Below are 23712 nucleotides of genomic sequence, written 5' to 3'. Positions count from 1 at the left end.
GCGGAATCCGTCACGCCGGAGTCCGTCCCGCCCAGGACCGTCCCGCCGGGGACGGTCACGCCAGAGTCCGTCAGCGGATGCGGCGCAGCAGTCCGCGGGCCAGGCGGCCCGCCCTCGCCTTCAGGGTGTAGACCGCGTCGACGGCCCGGCCGACGGCGTGGTGCCGCTTCGCGTGCCCCGCCGCGTGGGTGCGCCGACTAGCGCCCCGGTCGACGAGTTCCGTCCAGAGCGCCTCGTGCCGGGCTCCGATCCGGGCGGGGTCGAAGCGCTCCGAGGCGGCGAGCGCCGCCCGCGCGGTCTTCGCGCGCAGTTCGTCGTCCTCGACGAGACCGCGCAGCGCCCCCGCGACCGCGGCCACGTCGTCGACCGGCACGAGCCGCCCGTCGACCCCGTCCTCGATGATCTCGCGCGGTCCGTTCGGGCAGTCGGTCGACACGACCGGCAGCCCGCAGCGCATCGCCTCCACGATCGTCATCCCGAAGGACTCCCGCTGCGAGGTCACCGCCGCGATCGAGCCCTTGACCCACTCCGCTTCCATCGAGTCGACGGCGCCCATGAGGAAGACCTGCCCGCCGAGGCCCCGTTCCTCGATCTGCCGGGCCAGCGCGCCCTTGAGGTCCTGGACGGCGTCCCCGGTGCCGTAGATCCGGAGCTTCCAGTCCGGGTGGTCCGCGGCCACGTCCGCGAAGGCGTCGATCAGCACGTCGTACCGCTTGACCCGGGTCAGCCGGCCCGCCGCGACGACGGTTTTCGCCGCGGGGTCGGCGGGCGGGATCGCCGGCGCGGGCACGCTGTTGGGCACGGCCTCGATCCGTACGCCGGGCAGCCCCAGCCGCCGGTAGGCGCGGGCGTCGGCCTCGGTGACCGTGGTGACGGCGTCGAGGAGCGCGTACTCGTGGCGGATGTCCCGGCGCAGCCGCACGCTGTGGCCGTCCAGGATCAGGTGTTCCTGGCCGATGAGGACCGGCCCGCGCCGTGCCTGCCGGGCGAGGTGCACGTTGAGCCCCGGGCGGGTGCCGACGAGGACGTCGGCCCCGACGCCGCGCAGGTGCTCCCCGATCCGGGCGTCGGTGAGCGCGCTGTACTGCTTCCAGCGGCCGTCGCCGCGCGGGAAGACCTCGGCGGGCCGGTGGAAGTCGGGGTGGTCGCCGTCGTAGTCGGGGCTGTCCTTGCGCAGGTCGACGAGGTGACGCAGTGACACGTTCGTGGGGAGGCCGAGGAGCGGCCGGTCGCGGTGCCGGAACACCGAGACGATCTCGACCTCGTGGCGCGTGGCCAGTTCCTCGGCGAGCGTGAAGGTCGACCGGATCGTGCCGCCGTAGTGGTAGCCGTTGTGAAGCAGAAAAGAGATACGCATCGCGCTGCCGGTTCCCCCCGGTCAGTGAGTCGGTCAGTCGGTCAGTCGGTCGGTCGGTGAATCGGTCAGTCGGTCGGTGAGGCCGTCTGTTGGTCGGTCGGCCCGACTGTACTGCCGGGACGGACCCCCGTTTCACGGCAGGTGTCCCCCGGTCCATGTCTCATGGCCGATAGGCGAGCTGGGGCACGGTCGCGCAGTTCTCCGTCATGTCGCCCTGACCCACCCAGCCGCGACCGCCCTCCCAGCGCGCCACGGACAGACAGGTGTGACGGGTCTCGGGCGGTCGCGCGAGGTGCTCGAAGCGGACGGGCAGCAGCAGTCCGCGCGCGGTGTACGGCTCCGGCCGGTTCAGGAACTCCTCGACGCACCCCCGGGTGAGCCCGTCCCCCGCCAGGCAGGAACGGGCCGCGTCGGTGAACCACATCGCCGCCGCCCACCCTTCCAACTGCCACTGGGACAGCGGCCGTTCCCCCATGGCGTCCCGGAACTCACGGACGGCCGGATGGCCGGTTTCCTGGTGGTTGCGGCTGGACCCGGTCACCCACAGGGAGTTCAGGCAACCGGGGGCGCGGGCGTAGTCGCGGGCGACGGACGAGGACCAGTTCTGGACGTTGGTGACCTTGGCGTCGACGCGGACCCCGAGCGCCTCCATCGCCTCGCACAGCCGCACGTTGCCGTGGGTGTCCAGCGCGTCGAAGAGGAGGTCGACGTCCCGGTCCCGCAGATCGGCCGCGACCGCGCGGAAGTTGGGCAGGGCGAAGTCGACCTGCTCGTCGACGACCCGGTAGCCCTCGGCGCGCAGCCCGTCCGAGACCAGCCGGGCGTACGCGGCGGACGCGGCCTGGTTGTACGAGACGACGGCGGCGGTCCGCGCCCCCTTCTCCCGCTCGAACCAGCGGTAGACCTCGGTCCCGCCGTACAGCGTCCCGTCCCAGCCGGGCTTCCCGCCGGTGCGCGGGGCGGAGCTGCCGTAGATCCCGTAGAGGTGCGGATACGTGTCGTAGGCGGGCGTGAGGGGCTGGCCGCCGATGTCGGGGACCCCGGCCTTGGCGACGAGGGGCGCGCCCGCGTAGTTCAGGGCGGTGGTGGCGACGAGCGCGAAGACGTGGCGCTCGTCGATCAGCCGGTGCACGCAGGCGTTGTTGCCGACCCCGCTGCCGCCGTCGTCGCAGGTCTCGACCTCGATCCGGCGCCCGTCGAGGCCGCCGCGGGCGTTGAGCGCGTCGAAGTAGGCGCGGGCACCGTCGCGGGGGCCGGTGAAGGCCTGCCCGCCGACCGGGCTCGTGGCGCTGGTGATGATCCCGACGCGGAGCGGCTCACCGCCGGAGGGGGTGGCGGTGGGCCGCGTCTCGAAGGCGCGCTCCGGGAGCCGGCTGCCGCAGCCCACGAGAAGGGCGAGCGACACGGCCAGGAGCAGCGCCGCGACCGCCTCAGCAGCCCTGAACGGTGACACCGCTCAGCTCGACCAGGCCGCAGAGGGTCTTCACGGAGACCTTCCAGGTGTCGTCCTGGAGGATCGAGGTGCCCTGGGAGTCGGGCAGGGCGGGGGACCCGCCGACGAGCAGGTCGTAGGTGACGTTGGCCTCGGTGGCCGAGGTGAACTCGACGCCCGTGACCTTCGCCGAGGTCGCGGCGGCGTTCTCGTTGCCGACGAAGGCCGCGAGGACCGGCCGCATCTCGGCGCCGTTCTCGAGGACCCTCACCTTCTCGTCGGCGGAGGTCTTCGGGTCGAAGAAGGCCGTCCAGTTCTTGATGATCTCGGCCTCGGCCGCGGCCGGGTCGGCGGGCTCACCGGCCCCCGGCGGCTGGGCGGTCATCCCGGGCGGCGGGGTCTCCTCGACCTGGTTGCCGGACTTCGTGTCGTCCGAGCAGCCCGCGACGGCGGGCACGAAGGCCAGGACGGCGACGGCGGCGAGGGCCGCGAGCCGGGGGCGTCCGCCGAGTCGTTCGAGAACCATCTGGCTCACCACCGGGTGTGTCTCCAGACCGAACGGTCTGCTACTACCAGGGTGGGGCGAACCAGGGCATAGTGCAAGGAAGGGGCAAGGAGAAGAGGCGAAGAAAGAAGGAGAGGAAGACGGAAGGCGAGAGACGAGGGAGGCCCGTGCCGAGTTCCCGGATCCTGCTGTGGGGCGGTGTCGCGGCGGCCGCCGGTGGCGCGGTGCTGTGCGTGCTCGGCTGGTACGGGATCTCCGGCGAGCGCTTCGCCGAGCGGCAGCTGCCCTATCTGGCCTCGTGCACGGTCCCGGGGGCGGCGCTGATCGTGGCGGGCGCGGTGCTCGTGGCGGCCACGCTCCTGCTGCCGGCGCCCTCTCCGCTGCCGGCCCCACCGGAGCCGGCGGAGACTCCCCCACCGTCCTCGGACGGCCCGCCGCTGCGCGTCCCCGGCGGGACCCTGGCCCACCGTCCGGACTGCCCGCTGGTGGCGGGCAGGGCGGAGGCGACGGCAGCGGGCGACGCGGCCCTGGAACCCTGCCCGATCTGTGAACCATGGCCTCCCTGACGTACGAACTGACGCTCGCCGGCCTCGCGGTCGGCAGCGCCGCCGCGCTCACCGGGATCGGCCTGGTCGTCACCTACCGGGCGACGGGGGTGCTGAACCTCGCGCACGGCGCCGTCGCCATGATCTGCGCGTACGTGCTGCGGCAGCTGGTGGTCGTCTGGGACTGGCCGCTGCCGCTGGGCGCCCTGGTCACACTCCTGCTCGTCGCTCCCGGCCTCGGCCTCGTCCTCGACCGTGGCGTCTTCCGCCCGCTCGCGCTCCTCGGCTCGCACCCGGCGCAGACCCTGGTGGCCTCCCTCGGCGTCTTCGTGCTGCTCGTCGGCGGGGCGGCGCTGCTGTGGGGCGGTGGGGCGCGGGACGACGCGCCGGTGCTGCTCGGCGACGACCCGTGGGCGCAGCTGGGGGCGGTGGTGGCGCTGGCCTGCCTGGTGGCTGCGGTGACCCGCTGGACCCGGTTCGGCCGGGAGCTGCGGGCGGTGGTGGACAACCGTCCGCTCGCCGTCCTCTCGGGGGTCGACGCGGACCGGGTGGCGGCGGCGGGGTGGGCGTTCGGCTCGTTCACCGCCGGGCTGACGGGGGTACTCCTCGCCCCGTACGTGCGGCTCGACCCGTACGGGATGCCGCTGCTCGTCGTCGAGGTGATCGCGGTCGCGGTGATCGCCCGGATGCGCTCGCTGCCGGTCGCGGTGGGGGCCGCGATCGCGATCGGCGTCGCCCAGGCGCAGATGACGCGACTGCACCCGGAGGGCTGGGCGGGACCGCTGGTGCAGGCGGTCGGGGCGAACCTGTTCGTGGTGGCGCTCCTGGTGGCGGCGGTGGTCCTGCCGGGCGTCGGCGGCAAGGGCCGGGACGCCCTGCCCCCACCGGCCCGCGCCGCCCGCGTCCCCACCCCCCTCTGGCTGGTCACCGGCGTCCTGCTCCTCCTCCCCCTCGGTTTCGCGGGCTCCGACCTGCACACGGCGGTGCAGGTCCCGGCGCTCGCCGTGATCCTGCTGTCCCTGGTCGTGGTGGCGGGCCGGGGCGGTCAGATCGCCCTGGGCCAGGCGGCGTACGCGGGCCTGGGCGCCCTCCTGACGGCCCTGCTCGCGACGGCGGGCGTTCCCGCGGTCCTGGCGCTGGGGCTCGCGGTACCGATGGTGGCGGTGGTGGGCCTGGTGACGGCCTGGCCCGCGATCCGCCGTCACGGCCTGGCGCTCGCGCTGGTCACCCTGGCGATCGGCGTCGCGGTGAGCCGCTTCGTCCTCACCCAGCCGTACGCGACGGCCGGGCTGTCCCTGGGCCGCCCGACGGGCTTCTCGGACGACCGCGCCTTCTACGCCCTGGAACTGGCCGTCCTGGCCGGCTGCCTGGCCCTGGTGGCGGCGCTGCGCCGGGGCCGCACGGGCCGCGCGCTGGCCGCGCTGCGGGACCACGAGCCGGGCGCGGAGGCGACGGGCGTCCCGGTCCCCGCCCTCAAGCTCCTCGCCTTCGTCGTGGGCGCGGCCCTGGCGGCCCTCGGCGGCGGCCTCCTGGGCATGGGCCTGCGCGCCTTCGACCCGGGAGCGTACGACCCGGTACGCGGCCTGCTCTGGTTCGCGGCGGTCCTGGTCCTGGGCGCCGACAGCCTGCTCACGCCGCTGGCGGCGGCCGCGCTCCTGATCACCCTCGACGCGGGCCCCCAAGCGGGCGCGGCAGCGGCCGTAGTAGGCCTCCTGGCCACCCAGACAGGCCGCCTGCCCCCACTGACGACGCTCCTGCTCCCGCGCACACGTCCGGCGACTACCGGCACCGGTACGGGCACCGCCACCGGCACAGGGACCGGCACCACCACGGGCACCGGCACCGGCACCGGCACGGATGTCCCGGCCGAAGGCCGGGGGGCCGAAGGCCGGGGGGCCGAAGGCCGGGGGGCCGAAGGCCGGGGGGCCGAAGGCCGGGGGGCCGAAGGCCGGGGGGCCGAAGGCCGGGGACGCTTCGCGCCGGGTGGGGCTCCCGCTTCGGCCGAAGGCCGGGCGCACCTCCACCGGCCTGCGGCCGCCGACGGCGCCGCACCCCCCACGGGAAGACCGGCACCTCTGTCGACGATCCGCACGGGTGGTGCGGGTGGGAACTCCAGCCCGACCGCAGGTCGGGCGCACCCCCGCCGGCCCGCACCGGGCCACCCACCCGCACCACCCGCCACCCACCCCGCACCCCCACCCGCCCCGGAACTCCGCGCGGACGACCTCACCCTCACCTACCCCGGAGGGATCACCGCCCTCTCCCACGTCACCCTCACCCTCGCCCCCGCCCGCGTCACCGCCCTCGTCGGCCCCAACGGCGCCGGCAAGAGCACCCTCTTCGACTGTCTCGCCGGGACGCTCCACCCTCGCCGGCACCAGGGGCTGATCACGCTCGACGGCGCCGACATCACCTCACGCCCGGCACACGCCCGGACCCGGCTCGGGATCGCGCGGACCTTCCAGCGGCTCGCCGTGTTCCCGTCGCTCTCCGTCGAGGAGAACGTCCGGCTCGGCGCCGAGCGGGGCCGGGTCCGCGGGGACCCCGCCGCCGTCGAGCGCAGCCTGCGGCTGCTCGGCCTCGAAGGCCCCGTACGGCACCGCGTGGCCGCCGGCCTCCCGACCGGGACGCTGCGCCGTGTCGAGCTGGCCCGCGCGCTCGCGGGGCAGCCGCACACGCTCCTCCTCGACGAGCCCGCCGCCGGCCTCGACGCCGACGAGACCGCCGCCCTCGCCCGGCTCCTCGCCGCGCTCGCCGCAGACGGCCTGACGGTCCTCGTCGTCGAGCACGACCCGGACCTCGTCGCCGGGATCGCTGAGACGGTGCACACCATGGAAGGGGGCCGGATCGTGTCATGAGCGTCGAGATCGAGCTGCGCGCGGCCCGGGTCCGCTACGGCCCCCTGGAGGCCCTGCACGGCCTCGACCTGCCCGTCCCGTCCGGCACGGTCACCGTGCTCCTGGGACGGAACGGATCGGGCCGCACCACGGCCCTGCGGGCCCTCGCCGGCACGGTACGGCTCTCCTCCGGCCTCGTGGTGTGGCGCGGCGCCGACGTGACCCGGCTGCCGCCGCACGAGCGGGCACGCCGCGGGCTGTGCTTCGTACCGGATCTGCGGGCGGTGTACGAGGGGCTGACCGTCGCCGAGAACCTCGCGCTCACCGCGCCGGACGCCCCCGCCCCGTACCCCGAGCTCGTCCCCCTGCTGTCCCGGTCCGCCGGGACCCTCTCCGGTGGGGAGCGCCGGATGCTGGCCCTGTCCCGTGCCCTGCTGAGGCCCGCGCGCGTGGTGCTGGTCGACGAGCCGTCGCTCGGCATGGCCCCGGCGGTCGCGGCGCGGACGTACGGGCTCCTCGCTGCGCTCGCCGTGGAACACGGGGCGGCCGTGGTCCTCGCCGAACAGCGCGTACCGGCGGGGCTGCCGCGCGGCTCGCTCGTCCACGAGCTGCGGCGCGGCTCCCGCACGTCCTCCGGCGAGCCGCACGAGTTCCCCCAGGGCCCCACGGCCTGACCTCGCGGCCTGACCCACAGGCCGACGTCACGGCCCAACCCCACAGACCGACCCCGCGGACCGGACCTCAGAGCGGCGCGATCCGCAGCATCGTCCCGACGACGATCCGGTTCGGGTCGGGCCCGACGAGACTCCGGTTCGCCGCGTAGAGCGCCTGCCAGCCGCCCTTGACGGCGAAACGGCGGGCGATCGAGCCGAGCGAGTCCCCCGGCTGGACGGTGTGGACGCGGCCGCTCAGCCCGTACCGCTTCGAGCAGACGGGCCAGGCCCCCCAGCCCTGGCTGCGCAGGACCTCCTCGGCGATCGTGATCTGCTGCGGGCGGGTGGCGAGGTCGGCGCGCGCGGCGTACTTCCGTCCGCCGTGCTCGACCCAGGTCGGCTGCCAGAACTGGAGCCCGCCGTAGAAGCCGTTGCCGGTGTTGACGTGCCAGCGGCCGCTGCTCTCGCATTCGGCGACGCATCCCCACGGCCACTGGTCACCGGCGCAGGCGTAACCGGGCACGGCGGCCGCCGCGCGCACGGCGTCGGCGGAGGCGGAGACCGCCCCGGAGACCGCCTCCGCCACCGCACCGGACACCGCACCCGACACCGCCCCGACGGCCGCTTCCGCCGTCGCCCCGGCCGCGGCCGCCCCGACGGCGGCCTGCCACGGCTCCTCGGACGCGTCCCGGGCCTGCGCGGACACCGGCGTCAGCGTGATCAGGGCCGCCGCCGCGGCCACCACGGAACCGGCTGTCCAAAATCGGATCTTCGACATCGGGGCAGGCTAGGCAGCCGCCCGGCGGCCCCGCCCCGTGCCGCGCGGAACAGTGTTCACACCCCACCCGGTCGGAGTCACGGGCCCCGCCGCACACGCCACCGGCAAGTTGCCTCGCTTCCACGCGTGACCCCTGCCGATCCTGACCCGTTGAACTCGGCATGAGACGCCCGGGAACGGCCCGGCGTCCCCCCGTACCGAGTCCAGGGAGCCCCCCGTGCCGCGCATGCTCGACGTTCACGAGGACGTACGCGCCGAGATCGGCGACGAAGAAGCCGACCGTCTGGTTGCCGGCGACAACGCCCCGGGCAGCTACGACTGCACCTCCTGCCGCACGCCGGGGGACTCCGAGCAGGAGCGCACCAGCACGGTGCTGTTCGTCGGTGAGGAGACCGCGGTCCTCGCGTTCGCCCACGCCAGCTGCATCCCGTCGCAGGTCGTCAAGGTCGCCGAAGCCCAGCTCCAGGGAGCCGTCGCCTCGATCACGGCGGCGGACGCCGCCGACGCGCTGTCCGCCGCCCACCCCCAGCAGGCCGTGCTCGGCGTCACCAGCGGTCTCGTCCTGATCGAGGGCGAGCTGCACCCGGCGCTGGTCGTGGAGCCGACCGCCCCCGTGGCCCGCCCGGGCACCGACGGCCTCGTCGACGAGTTCCTGCCGCTCCTCGGTGAGCAGGGCTTCCGGCCCGTCACCGACCTCAACGAGAAGCCGGCGGTCCTGCCGGGCTGGTCGGTCCTGGTCGCCATGGGCCAGCTGCACTCCGTCCTCCAGCCGGGGCCGAACGGCGCGGGTCAGGCCGCCTGGTGGCAGGCCCACCAGCCGCTCCAGGTCACCGAGGGCTGGCGCGCCGCGGCCAACAAGTCGCACACGGTCCTGGTCTTCGCCGCGCCCGTGGGCTCCATCGGCCAGCAGCCGCGCGAGGACCTGCTGCGCGACGCCCTGGAGAAGGCCGCGGCGAACGGACGCCTGGTGGCGGCCGCGATGCCGCTGGCCGGTACCTGATGGACGACGGCCGGCCCGGCATAGGGCCCGCGCGGGCCCCGGGGGGACGGGCGGGCCCGTCGGCGCCCGGAGGACTGGGAGAGCTGGGCAGGCTGAGCGGACCGGCAGGGCGCGGCGGACCGGCGACGCCCGTCGGTCCGGCGGCGGGCATCCCGCCGGGGGCGACCGCCGATCCGGCGGCGGCGGGCAGCCCTCCGGGGGCGACCGCCGATCCGGCGGCCGCGGGCATCCCGCCGGGGGCGACCGCCGCGGCCGGCACGGCGGGGCCCGAGGTCCCGACCGTGCCGCGCCCCCGGCGGGCGGCTCTTTCGGAGAGTCGCCCGCATCCGACCGGCGGCGGGGTCGTTGGCACGTACGTGCACCCATACGACCCTTTCCTCCAGCCGCATCCGAGCCAGATCCCCTCCATGCGCCCGGCGCAGGACGTCACGGCGGGCCAGTCGGCCACGCCGATCTACGACGCCCTGTTCTCGGAGTACCGCCGGTCGTTCCGCACGCTGCCGGGTGACCGCAGCGGCGAGGAGGAGGTGGCTTTCCGGGCCTTCGGCACGACCGCCAGCACGGGTCTGTACGGAAACGGCCAGGGATACGGTGCCGGGCAGGGATACGGCGGCGGGCAGCGGTACGCCTCCGCGTATCCACCGATGTGGTCGGCGCAGCAGCACCACACGCCGGCGGCGCTCCCGCCGGGTCCCCGCCGGGGACTCTGAGGCCGGCGGACACCGCGGCGGACTACCGTGACACGGCTGAGGGCCGGGGCTCGTCGCCCCGGCCCTCAGCCGTGTCCCACCGCGCGGTCACACCGCGCACCGACTACTTCTTGCGGCCGCGCTTCTCGCGCACGCGCACCGAGATGTGGATCGGGGTGCCCTCGAAGCCGAACTCCTCGCGCAGACGGCGCTCGATGAAGCGCCGGTAGCCGGCCTCCAGGAAGCCCGAGGCGAAGAGGACGAACCGCGGCGGCTTGGTGCCCGCCTGCGTACCGAAGAGGATGCGGGGCTGCTTGCCACCGCGGATCGGGTGCGGGTGGGCCGCGACGATCTCACCGAGGAAGGCGTTCAGCCGGCCGGTGGGGACGCGGGTCTCCCAGCCGGCGAGGGCGGTCTCGATGGCCGGGACCAGCTTCTCCATGTGGCGGCCGGTCTTGGCGGAGACGTTGACCCGGGGTGCCCAGACGACCTGCTGCATCTCGGTCTCGATCTCGCGCTCGAGGTAGTAGCGGCGCTCCTCGTCGAGCTCGTCCCACTTGTTGTAGGCGATGACGATGGCGCGGCCCGACTCGACCGCCATCGTGATGATGCGCTGGTCCTGGACCGAGATCTTGTCGGTGGTGTCGATGAGGATGACGGCCACCTCCGCCTTCTCGATGGCGGCGGCGGTCCGCAGGGAGGCGTAGTAGTCCGCGCCCGACTGGAGGTGGACCTTCTTCCGGATGCCCGCGGTGTCGACGAACTTCCAGGTCACGCCGCCGAGCTCGATCAGCTCGTCGACCGGGTCGCGGGTGGTGCCGGCCAGCTCGTTGACGACGACCCGGTCCTCGTTCGCCACCTTGTTGAGCAGGGAGGACTTGCCGACGTTCGGACGGCCGATGAGGGCGATGCGGCGCGGGCCGCCGACGGCGTTGCCGAAGCGCTGCTCGGGGGCCTCGGGCAGCTTCCTCAGGACCTCGTCGAGGAGGTCGCCGGTGCCGCGGCCGTGCAGCGAGGAGACGGGGAACGGCTCGCCGAGGCCCAGGGACCAGAGCGTGGCGGCGTCGGCCTCGCCGGACTGGCCGTCGACCTTGTTGGCGGCGAGGACGACCGGCTTGCCCGCGCGGCGGAGCAGCTTGACGACGGCCTCGTCGGTGTCGGTGGCGCCGACGGTGGCGTCCACGACGAAGAGACAGGCGTCGGCGGCCTCGATGGCGAACTCCGCCTGGGCGGCGACGGAGGCGTCGATGCCGAGGACGTCCTGCTCCCAGCCGCCGGTGTCGACGACCTTGAAGCGGCGCCCGGCCCATTCGGCCTCGTAGGTGACGCGGTCGCGGGTGACACCCGGCTTGTCCTCGACGACGGCCTCACGGCGGCCGATGATGCGGTTCACCAGGGTCGACTTGCCGACGTTCGGCCGGCCGACGACGGCGAGGACGGGGAGGGGGCCGTGTCCGGCCTCCTCGATCGCGCCCTCGATCTCTTCGGCGTCGAAGCCTTCTTCCGAGGCGAGCTCCATGAACTCCGCGTACTCGGCGTCGCCAAGTGCCCCGTGGTCGTGCTGGTCGTTCATGAAGTCCGTTCCTTGATCATTCGTGGTCGGTGGATCCCCGAGCCGCGGGGCCCACTACTGAAAGTCTCGCTCAGCGCCCGGTGAGGCGCCTGGCGTTTTCCAGGTGAGCGGTGAGCCGCCCCTGGATCCGTACGGTGGCCTCGTCAAGCGCCTTGCGGGTCCGACGGCCTGAACCGTCCCCCGCCTCGAAGGCGTCTCCGAAGACGACGTCGACGCGGCCGCGCAGCGGAGGCAGTGCCTTGACCAACCGTCCCCGGCGCTCGGTACTTCCCAGGACGGCGACCGGGACGATCGGCGCGCCGCTGCGCACGGCGAAGTACGCGAGGCCGGCGCGCAGCGAGGCGAAGTCGCCCTCGCCCCGGGTGCCCTCCGGGAAGATCCCGAGGACGCCGCCCTGCTCCAGGATGCCCAGGGCGTTGCCTATCGCGTTGCGGTCGGTGCTGTCGCGGTCGACCTTGACCTGCCCGATGCCCTCCAGGAAGGGCCCGAGGGGCCCGACGAAGGCTTCCTTCTTGATGAGGAAGTGCACCGGGCGCGGTGCGGTGCCCATGAGCATGGGGCCGTCGATGTTGTGCGCGTGGTTGACGGCGAGGATGACGGGGCCGGAGGCCGGCACCCGCCAGGCGCCGAGGACGCGCGGCTTCCAGAAGCCGTACATCAGGCCGATGCCGATGCGTCGGCCGACGACGGCGCCCTTCGCGGAGGGCAGGGTCACTTGGCGGCCGCCCTCTTCTCCGTGCCCTCGGTCGCGCTCCGCCGCTCGTCGACGAGGGTGACGACGCACTCGATGACCTGGTCCAGGGTGAGGTCGGTGGTGTCGACCTCGACGGCGTCGCCGGCCTTCGCGAGCGGAGAGGTCTTGCGGCCGGAGTCGGCGGCGTCCCGCTTGATCAGGGCCTCCTTCGTCGCCTGCACGTCGGCGCCCTTGAGCTCGCCGGAGCGGCGGGCGGCACGGGCCTCGGGCGAGGCGGTGAGGAAGATCTTGAGGTCGGCGTCGGGCAGGACGGTGGTGCCGATGTCCCGGCCCTCGACGACGATGCCGTGCTCGGCGCTCTTCGCGATGGACCGCTGGAGCTCGGTGATGAGCGTCCGCACCTCGGGGACGGCGCTGACGGCGCTGACCTTGGAGGTGACCTCTTCGGTACGGATGGGCCCGGCCGCGTCGGCACCGTCGACGGTGATCGTGGGACGGCCCGGGTCCGTGCCGGAGACGATGACCGGCTTGGCGGCGGCGTTGGCCACGGCCTCGGCATCGGTCACGTCGACGCCGTTGCTGATCATCCACCAGGTGATCGCCCGGTACTGGGCGCCGGTGTCGAGGTAGCTCAGCCCCAGCTTGGCGGCGACCGCCTTCGAGGTGCTCGACTTGCCCGTGCCGGACGGCCCGTCGATGGCGACGATCACGGATTCCACGGTGGGAACACCTTCCTGGGGAAGCGGTAGGGCCTCGGCGGAGATGCAAGGGGCCCCCACAAGGTTACCGAGTCCCACGCACCCGTTCGGCCCAGCCCGCGTCGGGACCCCCCGCGGGACCCCTCGGAGGGGCCCCGCGGGAAGCCGTCGGCGCCGTCAGCTCGTACGCAGGGCCCAGCCGCGTTCCTGGAGGGCAGCGCCCAGGGCCGGGGCGCCCGCGGGGTCGACCATGAGCTGGACGAGGCCCGCCTGCTGGCCGGTGGCGTGCTCGATGCGGACGTCCTCGATGTTCACGCCGGCGCGGCCCGCGTCGGCGAAGATCCGGGCCAGCTCGCCCGGCTGGTCGCTGATGAGGACGGCGACGGTCTCGTAGGCGGTGGGGGCGGCGCCGTGCTTGCCGGGGACACGGGCACGGCCGGCGTTGCCACGGCGCAGGACGTCCTCGACGCCGGAGGCGCCGTCACGCCGCTTGTCCTCGTCGGCGGACTGCAGGGAGCGCAGGGCTCGTACGGTCTCGTCGAGGTCGGCGGCGACGCCCGCGAGGACGTCGGCGACGGGGCCCGGGTTGGCGGAGAGGATCTCGAGCCACATGCGCGGGTCGGAGGCGGCGATCCGGGTGACGTCACGGATGCCCTGCCCGCAGAGGCGTACGGCCGACTCGTCGGCCTCCTCCAGACGGGCGGCGACCATCGACGACACCAGCTGCGGGGTGTGGGAGACGAGGGCGACGGCCCGGTCGTGGGCGTCGGCGTCCATGACGACGGGAACGGCCCGGCAGAGGGCGACGAGCTCCAGGGCGAGGTTCAGGACCTCGGTGTCGGTGTCGCGGGTCGGTGTGAGGACCCACGGCCGCCCCTCGAAGAGGTCCGCGGTCCCCGCGAGCGGGCCCGAGCGTTCCTTGCCGGACATGGGATGCGAACCGATGTACGCGGTGAGGTCGAGGCCCAGCGCCTCCAGCTCCCGCTTCGGCCCGCCCTTGACGCTCGCCACGTCCAGGTAGCCGCGCGCGATGCCGGCCGACATCGCCTCGGCGAGGGTCGCGGCCACGTGCGCCGGGGGTACGGCGACGATCACGAGGTCCACGCGTCCCGCGGGCGCCTCGTCGGTGCCCGCGCCGAGCGCGGCGGCCGTCCGGGCGCGCGCCGGGTCGTGGTCGCGGAGGTGGACGGTGACGCCGCGGCTCGTGAGGGCCATCGCGGCGGAGGTGCCGATCAGTCCGGTGCCGATGACGAGCGCTGTTCTCACTGGGCGATGTCCTTGCGCAGGGCGGCCGCGGCACCGAGGTAGACGTGCGCGAGCCGGGACTTGGGCAGATCGGTCTCGACGTGGGCGAGGAGCCGCCGGACGACCCTCGGCGTCGCCCCCTCGATGTCGAGCTCCTGGGCGCAGATCAGGGGTACATCGTCGATGTCGATCCCGACCCCCCGGGCCGCGGCGGCGGGGAAGTCGCCGTGCAGGTCCGGCGTGGCCGTGAACCAGACGCTGATGAGGTCGTCGGCGGTGAGTTCGTTGCGCGCGAGGACGGCGGTGAGCAGCTCCACGTTCTGCTCGCGCATGTGTCCGGCCTCGTCCCGCTCCAGCTGGACGGCGCCTCGGACCGCTCGTACGGCCACGTCCTCCTCCTTCGCCTGCGTCAGATGCTCCGTTCAGCCTAGGCCCTGTCCGTCGGATCATGATCGGGGCCCCGATCCGACGGACAGGGCCTGGCCGGCCCTGGACGGGACGCGTCGCGGCGCCCGCCCTCCGAGACGGAGAGCGGGCGCCGGGGAGACCCGTCAGAGCTGCTGCTGGCGGATGAGGTCCTCCAGGGAGCCCTGGGGCACCGAGCCGTCCGGGGTCAGCTTGTCGACAGCCTGCGGCAGGGACCGGGCGATCTCGTCGGCCGCCTCCTGCGGGCTGACGCCGGCGTCGGCGGCGACCTTCTGGAGGGTGTCGTCCGGGAGGGCGTCGGCGATCTGGGTGCCGCTCACGGGCTGGTTCTCGCCGGTGCCGACCCAGGACTGCGTCTGGTCGGTGAGGCCGGACCTGGTGAGCATGTCGAGGAGCCCGCCGAGCGGGTTCGAGCCGTCGGCGCCGCCGCTCTTGCCGCCCGCGAGGGCGCCGAGCAGGGAGCCGAGGATGCCGCCGGCGCCGCCGCTACCGCCCTGACCGCCGCCTCCGAGGAGGCCGCCGAGGAGACTGCCGAGGTCGTTTCCCGCCATCGTTCTGCCTTTCGTCCGGTACGGAACACGCCCAATCTCACCCATACCGGGGTGTTCCGCCACCGGCGTACACGTCGGACGCGGTGGACCGGTAGAACGGTCGCCATGCTGCTGCACGTCGTACCACTGGCCGACTGGTCCGCCGATCCCACCGCCCCCTACGCCCCGGCGTCGCTCGCCACCGAGGGCTTCGTCCACTGCTCGGCCGACGGGCCCGCGGCCCTGGCGATCGCCGACGGCCCGTACCGGTCCGTTCCGGGACCGCTGCTGGTCCTCGTGATCGACGAGTCCCGGCTGAGCGGCGAGGTCCGCTGGGAGGGCACGGAGGGCCGGCTCTTCCCGCACGTGTACGGAGCGATCGAGCGGGCGGCGGTGACGGAGGTCCTGGAGGTCCGCAGGGACGCGGACGGCCGTGCGAGGGAGCTGACACCCCGCCCGTAGGCGTGTTGCGGTGCCCCGGGACGGGGCGCCACCAAGCTGGTGCCATGACTTCACGTGCCACGAACCGCCGTACCGTCCTCTTCGCCGCCGCGGCCCTGACGACGGGCTGCGGCTCGGACGGCGGGGGTGACGGCGGGACGGCGACGAGCGCCCCGGCCACGACGGGCGCCCCGGCGACGTCGGCCACGACGACCGGTGCGCCCCCACTGGCCATGACCTCCGAGATCCCGGTCGGCGGCGGCACGGTCTTCACCGAGGAGAAGGTGGTCGTCACGCAGCCGACCGCCGGCGAGTTCAAGGCCTTCTCCGCGGTCTGCACCCACCAGGGCTGCCTGGTGAACAAGGTCGCGGACGGCACCATCAACTGCCCCTGCCACGGCTCCAAGTACCGCGTCGCCGACGGCTCGGTGGCGGCGGGCCCGGCTCCCCGCCCCCTCCCGGCCGCGCGGATCAATGTCTCGGGGGAATCGATCACCCTCGCGTAGCCTCACCGGCATGACCCCGGACGAGCTGGTGCGCGACCACACGATCTACTCCTGCGTGATGGGATCGCGCGCCTTCGGTCTGGCGACCGAGGACAGCGACACCGACGTGCGGGGCGTCTATCTCGCCCCGACGCCGCTCTTCTGGCACTTCGACAAGCCCCCGGCCCATGTGGAGGGCCCGGCCCCGGAACAGTTCAGCTGGGAGCTGGAGCGCTTCTGCGAGCTGGCCCTGCGGAACAACCCGAACGTCCTGGAGTGCCTGCACTCCCCCGTCGTCGAGCACGTCGACGACCTGGGCCGCGAACTCCTCTCCCTGCGCGGGGCGTTCCTCTCCCGGCAGGCCCACCAGACCTTCGTCCGTTACGCCGGCGGCCAGCGCCGCAAGCTGGACGCGGACGTCCGCCAGTACGGGCATCCACGCTGGAAGCACGCCATGCATCTGCTGCGGCTCCTGATCAGCTGCCGCGACCTGCTGCGCACCGGCGAGCTGCGCATCGACGTCGGCGAGGAGCGCGACCGTCTCCTCGCGGTCAAGCGCGGCGAAGTCCCCTGGCCCGAGGTCGAGTCCTGGATGAACCGCCTCCAGGAGGAGGCGGACCGCGCCCACGACACGAGCCCGCTGCCGGCCACCCCCGACCACACGCGCGTCCAGGACTTCCTGATCCGCGCCCGCCGGTCGGCTGTCTGAAACGCGGACGGCTGAACAACGAGAAACCGGTGCCCCGGCGGACATCCCGCCGGGGCACCGGCATGTCCGTCCCCACGGAAGGCCCCTGCGGAAGGCCCCTGTCGGACAGGCCTTCTAGACCGCGCCGCCGGTCCGGACCCGTACGACGAGGTCGTGGAGCGCGTCCCACGCGCTCGGCGCCTCCGCCAGCTCCGACGCGGCCTGGGCCTCGTCCAGGACGCCGTGCAGCGCCTCGACCTCTGCCCGTACGTCCTCGAACGCCGTCTCGGCGGGCCCGTGCTCGGCCGCCGCCTTCGCCGCGACGAGGTCGGGCAGCCGGACCGGAGCCTCGGCCACCTCCTCCACCAGGGTCGGCAGATGGGCCTGCACCTCGCCCGAACGCATCAGGTGGATGCCGGTGAGCAGCACCCGGTAGGTGTACAGCAGCGGCTTGAGCTCGCCGCTCTTCTCGAAGAGCCGCCACTGCGTTCCGGCGAAGCCGCGGTAGTGGTGGGCGTGGTGACGGGTGAGCACCGCGGGCACGAGCGCGCGCAGCTCCGCGTGGGTCTCCGTGGTGTGCGCCACCAGCGGGGACGTGAGCTGCTCCAGGACGTAGCCGTTCGGGCGCAGCATCAGCCGGACGAACTTCCGCAGGTCGTGGGTGACGAGGTCCATCTCGACGCCGTCCCGGTCCCACATCCGGCTGCGGGTCTCCTCGGGCTCGCGCAGCCCGATGAGCGCGTCCACCGGCAGCAGGTGCGCACCTCTCAGGTCCACGTCCGAGTCACGGGACGGGAATCCGTAGAGGTGCGCACCCGACACGGTCGCGAAGAGCAGGGGGTCGGGCTGTTCGGCCACGACGGCGGCGAGGTCGGTGTCGAGGGCGGACCCGAGGGCGAGTGTCATGGCTCAAGCGTCCCAGAGCGCGCCGAACGTCAGCAGGTCGCTCCGGTACTCGACGTGCTCCGCCCATTCCTTCGGCCAGGCGTCCGCGCCCAGGTGCGCGCCGGCGAAGGCGCCGGCGAGGGCGGCGATCGAGTCGGAGTCGCCGCGGGTGCAGGCCGCCCTGCGCAGGGCGGTGAGGGGCTCGCCGGGGAAGAGGAGGAAGCAGAGCAGGCCGGTCGCGAGGGCCTCCTCGGCGATCCAGCCGTCGCCGGTGTACGCGCAGGGGTCGAGCTCCGGGTCCGCCGTGCGCTGGACGGCGTCCAGGCGCTCCAGGACGGCCAGGCACTCGTCCCAGCCGCGCCGGACGAAGGAGAGCGCCGAGGGGTCCTGGGAGCGGGTCCAGAGGTCGCCGAGCCAGTGCTCGTGGTAGCGGTCGCGGTTCTCGTACGCGTACGAGCGCAGCTGTCCGACGAGGCCGGCCGGGTCCACGCCCTGGGCCAGGAGGTACACCGCGCGGGCCGTCAGATCGGAGGCGGCGAGCGCGGTGGGGTGGCCGTGGGTGAGGGCCGCCTGGAGCTGGGCGGCGCCCGCGCGCTGCTCCTCGCTCAGCCCGGGGACGAGGCCGATCGGCGCGACCCGCATGTTGGCGCCGCAGCCCTTGGAGCCGATCTGGGAGGCGTCCTGCCAGGGCCGGTCGCCGTCGAGGAGCAGGCAGGCGCGCAGGCAGGTGTTGCCGGGGGCGCGGTTGTTCTCCGGGGAGTGGTACCAGTCGACGAACTCGTCCCGGACCGGCCGGGCGAGCCGCAGCGGGGCGAGCACGCCGCGGTCCATGGCCGTCCGGATGCCCCGGGCGAAGGCGAGGGTCATCTGTGTGTCGTCGGTGACGTACGCCGTCCCCCGGGTGAGCGGGAGCGGCATCTCCCGCCAGGGGCCGAACGCGGCGAGGATCGACGGCACGTCCTTGAACTCGGTCGGGAAGCCCAGCGCGTCGCCGAGCGCGAGGCCGGTCAGGGAGCCGGTCGCGGCCTGCTTCGCCGCGGTACGGGGCGGGGTCAGGGTCATGAGGGGTGTCCTTCCGGTCGCAGGAGGGGCGGGTGGAGGGCCGTGGCCTCGCCCGCCCGGTAGAGAGCGGCCGGTTTCCCCCGTCCGCCGGTGCGGCGCGGCGGACCTTCCACGGCCCGGACGAAGCCGGGTGTGGTGAGGACCTTGCGCCGGAAGTTGGGGCGGTCGAGTGCGACGCCCCAGACCGTCTCGTACACCTGCCGCAGCTCGCCGAGGGTGAACTCGGGCGGGCAGAAGGCGGTGGCGAGGCAGCTGTACTCGAGCTTGGCGCCGACGCGTTCGCGGGCGTCGGCGAGGATCCGGTCGTGGTCGAAGGCCAGGGGCCCGTACGAGCCGTAGGGCAGCCACCGCGCCTCGACCGCGTCGCCGCCGCCGCGCGGCTCGGGCAGGCCGGGGACGAGCGCGGTGAAGGCGACGGAGACGACCCGCATCCGCGGGTCCCGGTCGGGGTCGCTGTAGGTGCGGAGCTGTTCGAGGTGGAGCCCCGCGACGACGGCCTCGGACAGCCCGGTCTCCTCGGCGAGTTCGCGGCGGGCGGCCGTCTCGGCGGACTCCCGGGGCAGGACGAAGCCCCCGGGCAGCGCCCACTCCCCCGCGTACGGCTCCTGGCCCCGCTGGACGAGGAGGACGTGCAGGCGTTCCTCGCGGACGGTGAGGACGGCGAGGTCGACGGTGACGGCGAAGGGCTCGAAGGCGTACTTGTCGTAGCCCTCCGGTGCGGGCGGGACGGTGCTCATCGGCGCTCCGGGAGGGGGTCGGCGAAGCGCGCGCCCTCGGCGAGCAGCGCGTCGACGGCGGCGACGGCCGCCGCGAGCCGCTCCTCGTGCGGGCCGCTGAGGACGGCCGTCCGGCGGCCGGTGTGGGCGAGCTGGGTGAGGAAGCGCGCGGTCATCCAGGGCCGCAGGCGCTCCCCGTCGCGCAGCGCCGCGCCCTCGTCGTTCTCGAAGGCGACACCCCGGTGGTCGGTGAGCAGCCAGAGGTGCTGTCGGCCGTGGGCGGCGATCTCCCCGGTCTCGGGGCTGGCGGTGCCCATGTACCGCTCGTGCCGGATGGTGGTGGCGAAGGCGTCGGTGTCGCAGAAGAGCACGGGCGAGCCGTCCCGGGCCGCCTCCTCCTCCAGCTCGGCCTGGCGCTGCGCGATGACGGGGAAGTCGGAGGAGCGGAAGGTGACGTCGGACCAGGTGGCGTCGGGGTGTCCGGCGCGGAGCTCGGCGAGTTTGAGTGCGCTGTACTCGCGCCCGTACTCCGGTACGTACCGGGTGCGGGCCCAGACGCCGCCGCGCCGCCGGTAGTGGTCGGCGAGGGCGAGGGCCATGGTGGTGGTGCCGGTGGACTCGGCGCCGAGGACGACGACGCGCCGGGTGAGCGCGGAGCGGACCGGCGGCTCCAGAAAGTCCCAGCAGCCGGCGAGGTCGGCGCGGACGGCGGTGCCGGAGACGGGGAAGCGGGTGCGGTCGGGGTCGACGGCGACGGACTCCGCGCCGAAGCGGCGGCCGAGCTCCTCCCCGTACGGCTCCGAGGTGAAGACGGCGTCGACGCGCTCGGGCACGGCGGCCCGGAAGACGGCCATGTGGGCGTCCCAGCCGTCGGGGTCCTGGAGGTCGACGGGGGTGTCGTCGACGGCTCCGACGACGAGGGTGTCGGGGTGGATCTCGCGCATCCAGGCGACGCGGTCGTCCAGGGACAGGGTTTCGACCGAGGAGGCGCAGACGAGCACGGTGAGACGGTCGCACCGCTCGCGCGCGGTGCGGACGAGGTGGTGGTGGCCGGCGTGCGGCGGATAGAACCTGCCGAGGACGAGGCCGTGGCCGTAGCGCTTGACGCCGCCGGAGTTCACACCGTCGGAGTTCACGCCGCCGGAGTTCACGCCGTCGCAGTTCACGCCGTCACCTCCGCCGGGAGGGCGGCCCGTACCGCGGGGTCGAGGGCCTCCACCGCCCCCACCGGGACGGTCTCGGAGCCTGGTCCACCCCCGTGGGTCCAGGTCCGCCGGCCGTACGCGGCGAGGGCGATGAAGACGGACGGGAGGCCGCCGTCGGCGTGGATGTCCGTGGCACTCACCCTCCTTAAGAGTCACTCTGACTATAAATGACGGCGGGCTTCGGCCACAAGCACGAAAAGGACATGGGAAAGGCCCGTGACCGACCAGCGGTCACGGGCCTCCCACGGAGACGGCGGGAACTACATCCCGACTTCCTTCATCAGCATGCCGACCTCGGTGTTGGTCAGACGGCGCAGCCAGCCCGACTTCTGGTCACCCAGCGAGATCGGGCCGAAGGCCGTACGGACCAGCTTGTCGACCGGGAAGCCGGCCTCGGCGAGCATGCGGCGCACGATGTGCTTGCGGCCCTCGTGCAGCGTGACCTCGACCAGGTAGTTCTTGCCGGTCTGCTCGACGACACGGAAGTGGTCGGCGCGGGCGTACCCGTCCTCCAGCTCGATGCCGTCCTTGAGCATGCGGCCGACCTCGCGGGGCAGCGGGCCGGTGATGGCCGCCAGGTAGGTCTTCTTCACGCCGTACTTGGGGTGCGTGAGGCGGTGGGCCAGCTCACCGTGGTTGGTGAGCAGGATGATGCCCTCGGTCTCCGTGTCGAGCCGGCCGACGTGGAAGAGCCGGGTCTCACGGTTGTTGACGTAGTCGCCGAGGCACTGGCGGCCTTCCGGGTCCTCCATGGTGGAGACGACGCCGGCGGGCTTGTTCAGCGCGAAGAAGAGGTGGGACTGGGTGGCGACGGTCAGGCCGTCCACCTTGATCTCGTCCTTCTCCGGGTCGACGCGCATGCCCTGCTCGAGCACGATCTGACCGTTGACCTCGACGCGGGACTGCTCGATGAGCTCCTCGCACGCACGCCGCGAGCCCATGCCGGCGCGGGCGAGGACCTTCTGCAGACGCTCACCCTCCTGCTCGGCGCCGGGGAACGTCTTGGGGGTCTTGATCTCCGGCTTGCCGGCGTACCGCTCCCGGTTGCGCTCCTCCGTGCGGGCGTCGTACTCGCGCGAGCGGGACGGCTCGGTACGGCCGCCACCGCGCTGCGGGGACTGCCGGGGGCCACCCTTGGCGCCACCGCGCGCGGAGGCGCCACGGCCGCTCTTGGGGCCGCCGGCGGAGCCGCTCAGGCCGGGTACGTCGTACTGGCGCTCTTCGGGACGCGGGTTGCGCGGCCTGGCGCTGCCGCCGCCCTGCCTGTCGTCGCGGCCGCCGCCGGCGCCGCGGTAGCCACCGCCACCGCCGCTGCTGCCACCACGGCTGCCGCCGCCACCGCTGCCACCACGACCGGCGCCACCGCCGCTGCCGCCGCCTCGGTAGCCACCGCCACCGCTGCTGCTGCCGCCGCGGCCACCGCCGCTGCCGCCGCGGCCGCCGCTGTTGCCACCACGGCTCCCGCCGTTGTTTCCGCTGCTGTTCCTGCCGCTGCTGCTTCGCATCAAATTTCCGTCTTGTCGTCTACGTCTGCGTCCGGATCGAACGACGGGACGCCTTCCAGGGAGTCCGGCTCGACCGCCTCCGCCTCGGGGAGGAAGGGCGCGAGCTCGGGGAGTTCGTCCAGGCCGCGCAGGCCCATCCGCTCCAGGAAGAAGTTCGTCGTCCTGTACAGGATCGCACCTGTTTCGGGTTCCGCGCCCGCCTCCTCCACCAGACCCCGCTGGAGAAGGGTCCTCATGACCCCGTCACAGTTGACCCCGCGCACCGCGGAGACCCGGGAACGGCTGACCGGCTGGCGGTACGCGACGACCGCGAGGGTCTCCAGGGCCGCCTGGGTGAGCCGGGCCTGCTGCCCGTCGAGGACGAAGGCCTCGACGGCCGCCGCGTGGGCGGCGCGGGTGTAGTAGCGCCAGCCGCCGGCCACCCGGCGCAGCTCGAAGCCGCGGCCCTGGGCGGTGTACTCGTCGGCCAGCTCGTGCAGGGCGTCGGCCACCTCGCGCGGGGACCGGTCCAGGACCTTCGCGAGGTGCTGCTCCGTGGCGGGCTCGTCGACGACCATCAGGACGGCTTCGAGGGAGGGCTTGAGATCGCTCACGCGGTGGTCTCCTGGTCGAACTCGTCGGTCACGGCCCCGGACGGATCCGCCTCCCCGCCGGTCCAGGAGACCGCGAGGTCCCCCAGGGCGGTCTCCTGGTCGAGGGCGACGGCCTTCTCCCGGTAGAGCTCCAGGAGGGCGAGGAAGCGGGCGACGACGGTCAGGGTGTCGTCTCCGACGTCCTCGATCAGCTCCCGGAAGAGGGCCGTGCCGCGCTCGCGCAGCAGCGCGACGACCACGGCGGCCTGCTCGCGGACGCTGACGAGCGGGGCGTGGATGTGGTCGACGTACACCTGGGGCTCGGCCTTGGGCTGCATGGCCTTGACGGCCAGCCTGGCGAAGCCCTCGGCCCCGATCGAGATGACGACCTCGGGGAGCAGCTCGGCGTACCGCGGTTCGAGTCCGACGGTACGGGGGTGGCGGCGGCCCTCCGCCTCCCAGCGGTCCTGGAAGATCTCCGCGATCCGCTTGTACGCGCGGTACTGGAGGAGGCGGGCGAAGAGCAGGTCGCGGGCCTCCAGGAGCGCGAGGTCTGCCTCGTCCTCCACCTCGGCGGCGGGAAGCAGCCGGGCGGCCTTCAGGTCGAGCAGGGTGGCGGCGACGACGAGGAACTCGGTGGTCTGGTCGAGGTCGCCGTCGGGCCCCAGGGCGCGGAGGTGCGCCATGAACTCGTCGGTGACCTGGGAGAGGGCGACCTCAGTGACGTCGAGCTTGTGCTTGGTGATCAGCTGGAGGAGCAGGTCGAACGGCCCCTCGAAGTTCGCGAGCCGCACGGTGAACCGCCCACCGCCGGGCTCGGCGGCATCGCCGGGCTCGGCGGCATCGCCGGACTCGGCGGCCGTGTCAGCCGCGGCGGGCTCAGCGGCCGTGGCAGCCACCGTGGCCTGGACGACCTTGGCGGCCGGGGCGGCCGGGCTGGGCTCGGCGACCCTTACGGCCTCGGCGCGCCCGGCGACCGTGGCGGCCTCGGCGGCCACGACGTCCGTCGCGGCCTCCGCCGGACGTCCCTCCGCCACCGGAAGCCCCTCCGCCGCCGGAGCGGCCTGCGGGCCCGCGGGCCCCCGCGTCTCGCCCGGGCCGCGGCCCAGGGGGCGGCGGCCCGGCGGGCGGGACGTTTCGTCAGAGGCGTGGCGCATGGGGGTCCAGGGGGAACGGGGAGCTCGGCAGCCC

Annotated in this window: 25 protein-coding genes and 1 pseudogene; 8 read left to right on the top strand and 18 right to left on the bottom strand. The window is 74.0% G+C overall.

The window, feature by feature from the left end; all coding sequences use genetic code 11:
- Positions 1 to 70: 70 nt before the first annotated feature.
- The 3 genes from ACWFR1_RS15830 to ACWFR1_RS15820 form a co-directional block, all read right to left on the bottom strand.
- Positions 71 to 1357 (bottom strand): glycosyltransferase, encoded by a 1287-nt coding sequence (locus tag ACWFR1_RS15830; protein WP_453551173.1) that lies wholly within the window; start codon positions 1355 to 1357, stop codon positions 71 to 73.
- 160 nt (positions 1358 to 1517) lie between these two features.
- Positions 1518 to 2810 carry an ABC transporter substrate-binding protein gene (locus tag ACWFR1_RS15825; RefSeq protein WP_453551170.1) on the bottom strand — a complete coding sequence of 431 codons (1293 nt, stop codon included), beginning with the start codon at positions 2808 to 2810 and terminating at the stop codon, positions 1518 to 1520.
- Entirely contained in the window at positions 2788 to 3315 is a 528-nt protein-coding gene (locus tag ACWFR1_RS15820) for a hypothetical protein (protein ID WP_453551167.1), read from the bottom strand. The genes ACWFR1_RS15825 and ACWFR1_RS15820 overlap by 23 nt, the downstream gene beginning before the upstream one ends.
- Before the next feature lie 146 nt (positions 3316 to 3461).
- Here ACWFR1_RS15820 and ACWFR1_RS15815 point away from each other — a divergent pair, with 146 nt between their 5' ends.
- The 3 genes from ACWFR1_RS15815 to ACWFR1_RS15805 are packed head-to-tail and all read left to right on the top strand — an operon-like array spanning position 3462 to position 7350.
- A complete protein-coding gene (locus tag ACWFR1_RS15815; RefSeq protein WP_453551164.1) occupies positions 3462 to 3860 on the top strand; it encodes a hypothetical protein in 399 nt (132 codons plus the stop codon).
- Positions 3848 to 6697, top strand: a complete 2850-nt coding sequence (locus ACWFR1_RS15810) for an ABC transporter permease subunit (protein WP_453551162.1) — start codon at positions 3848 to 3850, stop codon at positions 6695 to 6697. Before ACWFR1_RS15815 ends, ACWFR1_RS15810 begins: the two co-directional genes overlap by 13 nt.
- The gene (locus ACWFR1_RS15805; RefSeq protein ID WP_453551159.1) at positions 6694 to 7350 is read left to right on the top strand and encodes an ATP-binding cassette domain-containing protein; all 657 of its coding nucleotides are present in this window, start codon (positions 6694 to 6696) and stop codon (positions 7348 to 7350) included. The genes ACWFR1_RS15810 and ACWFR1_RS15805 overlap by 4 nt, the downstream gene beginning before the upstream one ends.
- Positions 7351 to 7417: 67 nt before the next feature.
- Here the strand turns inward: ACWFR1_RS15805 and ACWFR1_RS15800 are convergent, their stop codons facing one another.
- Entirely contained in the window at positions 7418 to 8107 is a 690-nt protein-coding gene (locus ACWFR1_RS15800) for a LysM peptidoglycan-binding domain-containing protein (RefSeq protein WP_453551157.1), read from the bottom strand.
- A gap of 217 nt (positions 8108 to 8324) precedes the next feature.
- Between ACWFR1_RS15800 and ACWFR1_RS15795 the strand changes: the two genes are divergently transcribed.
- Positions 8325 to 9107: a hypothetical protein gene (locus ACWFR1_RS15795; RefSeq protein ID WP_453551154.1), complete on the top strand. Its 783-nt coding sequence runs from the start codon at positions 8325 to 8327 to the stop codon at positions 9105 to 9107.
- A gap of 407 nt (positions 9108 to 9514) precedes the next feature.
- The gene (locus tag ACWFR1_RS15790) at positions 9515 to 9817 is read left to right on the top strand and encodes a hypothetical protein (RefSeq protein WP_453551152.1); all 303 of its coding nucleotides are present in this window, start codon (positions 9515 to 9517) and stop codon (positions 9815 to 9817) included.
- A gap of 103 nt (positions 9818 to 9920) precedes the next feature.
- Here the strand turns inward: ACWFR1_RS15790 and der are convergent, their stop codons facing one another.
- From der to ACWFR1_RS15760, 6 genes are all read right to left on the bottom strand, one after another.
- Positions 9921 to 11369: a ribosome biogenesis GTPase Der gene (gene der, locus ACWFR1_RS15785; protein ID WP_453551149.1), complete on the bottom strand. Its 1449-nt coding sequence runs from the start codon at positions 11367 to 11369 to the stop codon at positions 9921 to 9923.
- A 70-nt stretch (positions 11370 to 11439) separates the two neighbouring features.
- Positions 11440 to 12153, bottom strand: a complete 714-nt coding sequence (locus tag ACWFR1_RS15780; protein WP_453551146.1) for a lysophospholipid acyltransferase family protein — start codon at positions 12151 to 12153, stop codon at positions 11440 to 11442.
- Complete coding sequence (gene cmk, locus ACWFR1_RS15775; RefSeq protein WP_453551144.1) at positions 12081 to 12782, bottom strand: (d)CMP kinase; 702 nt, start codon at positions 12780 to 12782, stop codon at positions 12081 to 12083. Before cmk ends, ACWFR1_RS15780 begins: the two co-directional genes overlap by 73 nt.
- 156 nt (positions 12783 to 12938) lie before the next feature.
- Positions 12939 to 14027 (bottom strand): prephenate dehydrogenase, encoded by a 1089-nt coding sequence (locus ACWFR1_RS15770; RefSeq protein ID WP_453551142.1) that lies wholly within the window; start codon positions 14025 to 14027, stop codon positions 12939 to 12941.
- Positions 14024 to 14395 carry a chorismate mutase gene (aroH, locus tag ACWFR1_RS15765; RefSeq protein WP_453551139.1) on the bottom strand — a complete coding sequence of 124 codons (372 nt, stop codon included), beginning with the start codon at positions 14393 to 14395 and terminating at the stop codon, positions 14024 to 14026. The genes ACWFR1_RS15770 and aroH overlap by 4 nt, the downstream gene beginning before the upstream one ends.
- 162 nt (positions 14396 to 14557) lie before the next feature.
- A complete protein-coding gene (locus ACWFR1_RS15760; protein ID WP_453551137.1) occupies positions 14558 to 14983 on the bottom strand; it encodes a YidB family protein in 426 nt (141 codons plus the stop codon).
- Positions 14984 to 15088: 105 nt separating this feature from the next.
- On the opposite strand from ACWFR1_RS15760, the gene ACWFR1_RS15755 reads away from it, so the two are divergent.
- The 3 genes from ACWFR1_RS15755 to ACWFR1_RS15745 are packed head-to-tail and all read left to right on the top strand — an operon-like array spanning position 15089 to position 16597.
- Positions 15089 to 15424, top strand: a complete 336-nt coding sequence (locus ACWFR1_RS15755) for a DUF952 domain-containing protein (RefSeq protein WP_453551134.1) — start codon at positions 15089 to 15091, stop codon at positions 15422 to 15424.
- 44 nt (positions 15425 to 15468) lie between these two features.
- Positions 15469 to 15909 (top strand): Rieske (2Fe-2S) protein, encoded by a 441-nt coding sequence (locus ACWFR1_RS15750; RefSeq protein ID WP_453551132.1) that lies wholly within the window; start codon positions 15469 to 15471, stop codon positions 15907 to 15909.
- Positions 15910 to 15919: 10 nt separating this feature from the next.
- Complete coding sequence (locus ACWFR1_RS15745) at positions 15920 to 16597, top strand: nucleotidyltransferase domain-containing protein (protein ID WP_453551129.1); 678 nt, start codon at positions 15920 to 15922, stop codon at positions 16595 to 16597.
- A 114-nt stretch (positions 16598 to 16711) separates the two neighbouring features.
- Here ACWFR1_RS15745 and ACWFR1_RS15740 read toward each other — a convergent pair whose 3' ends face one another.
- The 8 genes and pseudogenes from ACWFR1_RS15740 to ACWFR1_RS15705 form a co-directional block, all read right to left on the bottom strand.
- Complete coding sequence (locus ACWFR1_RS15740) at positions 16712 to 17482, bottom strand: nucleotidyltransferase domain-containing protein (RefSeq protein WP_453551127.1); 771 nt, start codon at positions 17480 to 17482, stop codon at positions 16712 to 16714.
- A 3-nt stretch (positions 17483 to 17485) separates the two neighbouring features.
- Positions 17486 to 18523, bottom strand: coding sequence for an ADP-ribosylglycohydrolase family protein (locus tag ACWFR1_RS15735; protein WP_453551124.1), 1038 nt, complete (start codon positions 18521 to 18523; stop codon positions 17486 to 17488).
- Positions 18520 to 19260: an NUDIX hydrolase gene (locus ACWFR1_RS15730; RefSeq protein WP_453551121.1), complete on the bottom strand. Its 741-nt coding sequence runs from the start codon at positions 19258 to 19260 to the stop codon at positions 18520 to 18522. The genes ACWFR1_RS15735 and ACWFR1_RS15730 overlap by 4 nt, the downstream gene beginning before the upstream one ends.
- On the bottom strand, positions 19257 to 20405 hold the full coding sequence (locus ACWFR1_RS15725) for an AAA family ATPase (RefSeq protein ID WP_453551118.1): 1149 nt from the start codon (positions 20403 to 20405) through the stop codon (positions 19257 to 19259). The genes ACWFR1_RS15730 and ACWFR1_RS15725 overlap by 4 nt, the downstream gene beginning before the upstream one ends.
- Positions 20406 to 20464: 59 nt before the next feature.
- A pseudogene (locus ACWFR1_RS15720) lies at positions 20465 to 20569 on the bottom strand (nicotinamide riboside transporter PnuC); the annotation flags it as partial.
- 135 nt (positions 20570 to 20704) lie between these two features.
- Positions 20705 to 21949 (bottom strand): pseudouridine synthase, encoded by a 1245-nt coding sequence (locus tag ACWFR1_RS15715; RefSeq protein WP_453551116.1) that lies wholly within the window; start codon positions 21947 to 21949, stop codon positions 20705 to 20707.
- Entirely contained in the window at positions 21949 to 22542 is a 594-nt protein-coding gene (gene scpB / locus ACWFR1_RS15710; RefSeq protein ID WP_453551113.1) for an SMC-Scp complex subunit ScpB, read from the bottom strand. The genes ACWFR1_RS15715 and scpB overlap by 1 nt, the downstream gene beginning before the upstream one ends.
- On the bottom strand, positions 22539 to 23678 hold the full coding sequence (locus tag ACWFR1_RS15705) for a segregation and condensation protein A (protein ID WP_453551110.1): 1140 nt from the start codon (positions 23676 to 23678) through the stop codon (positions 22539 to 22541). Before ACWFR1_RS15705 ends, scpB begins: the two co-directional genes overlap by 4 nt.
- Between the last annotated feature and the right edge of the window lie 34 nt (positions 23679 to 23712).

This window comes from Streptomyces sp. NPDC055103, from assembly GCF_053607625.1.
This window is presented reverse-complemented; position numbering and strand designations above follow the sequence as displayed.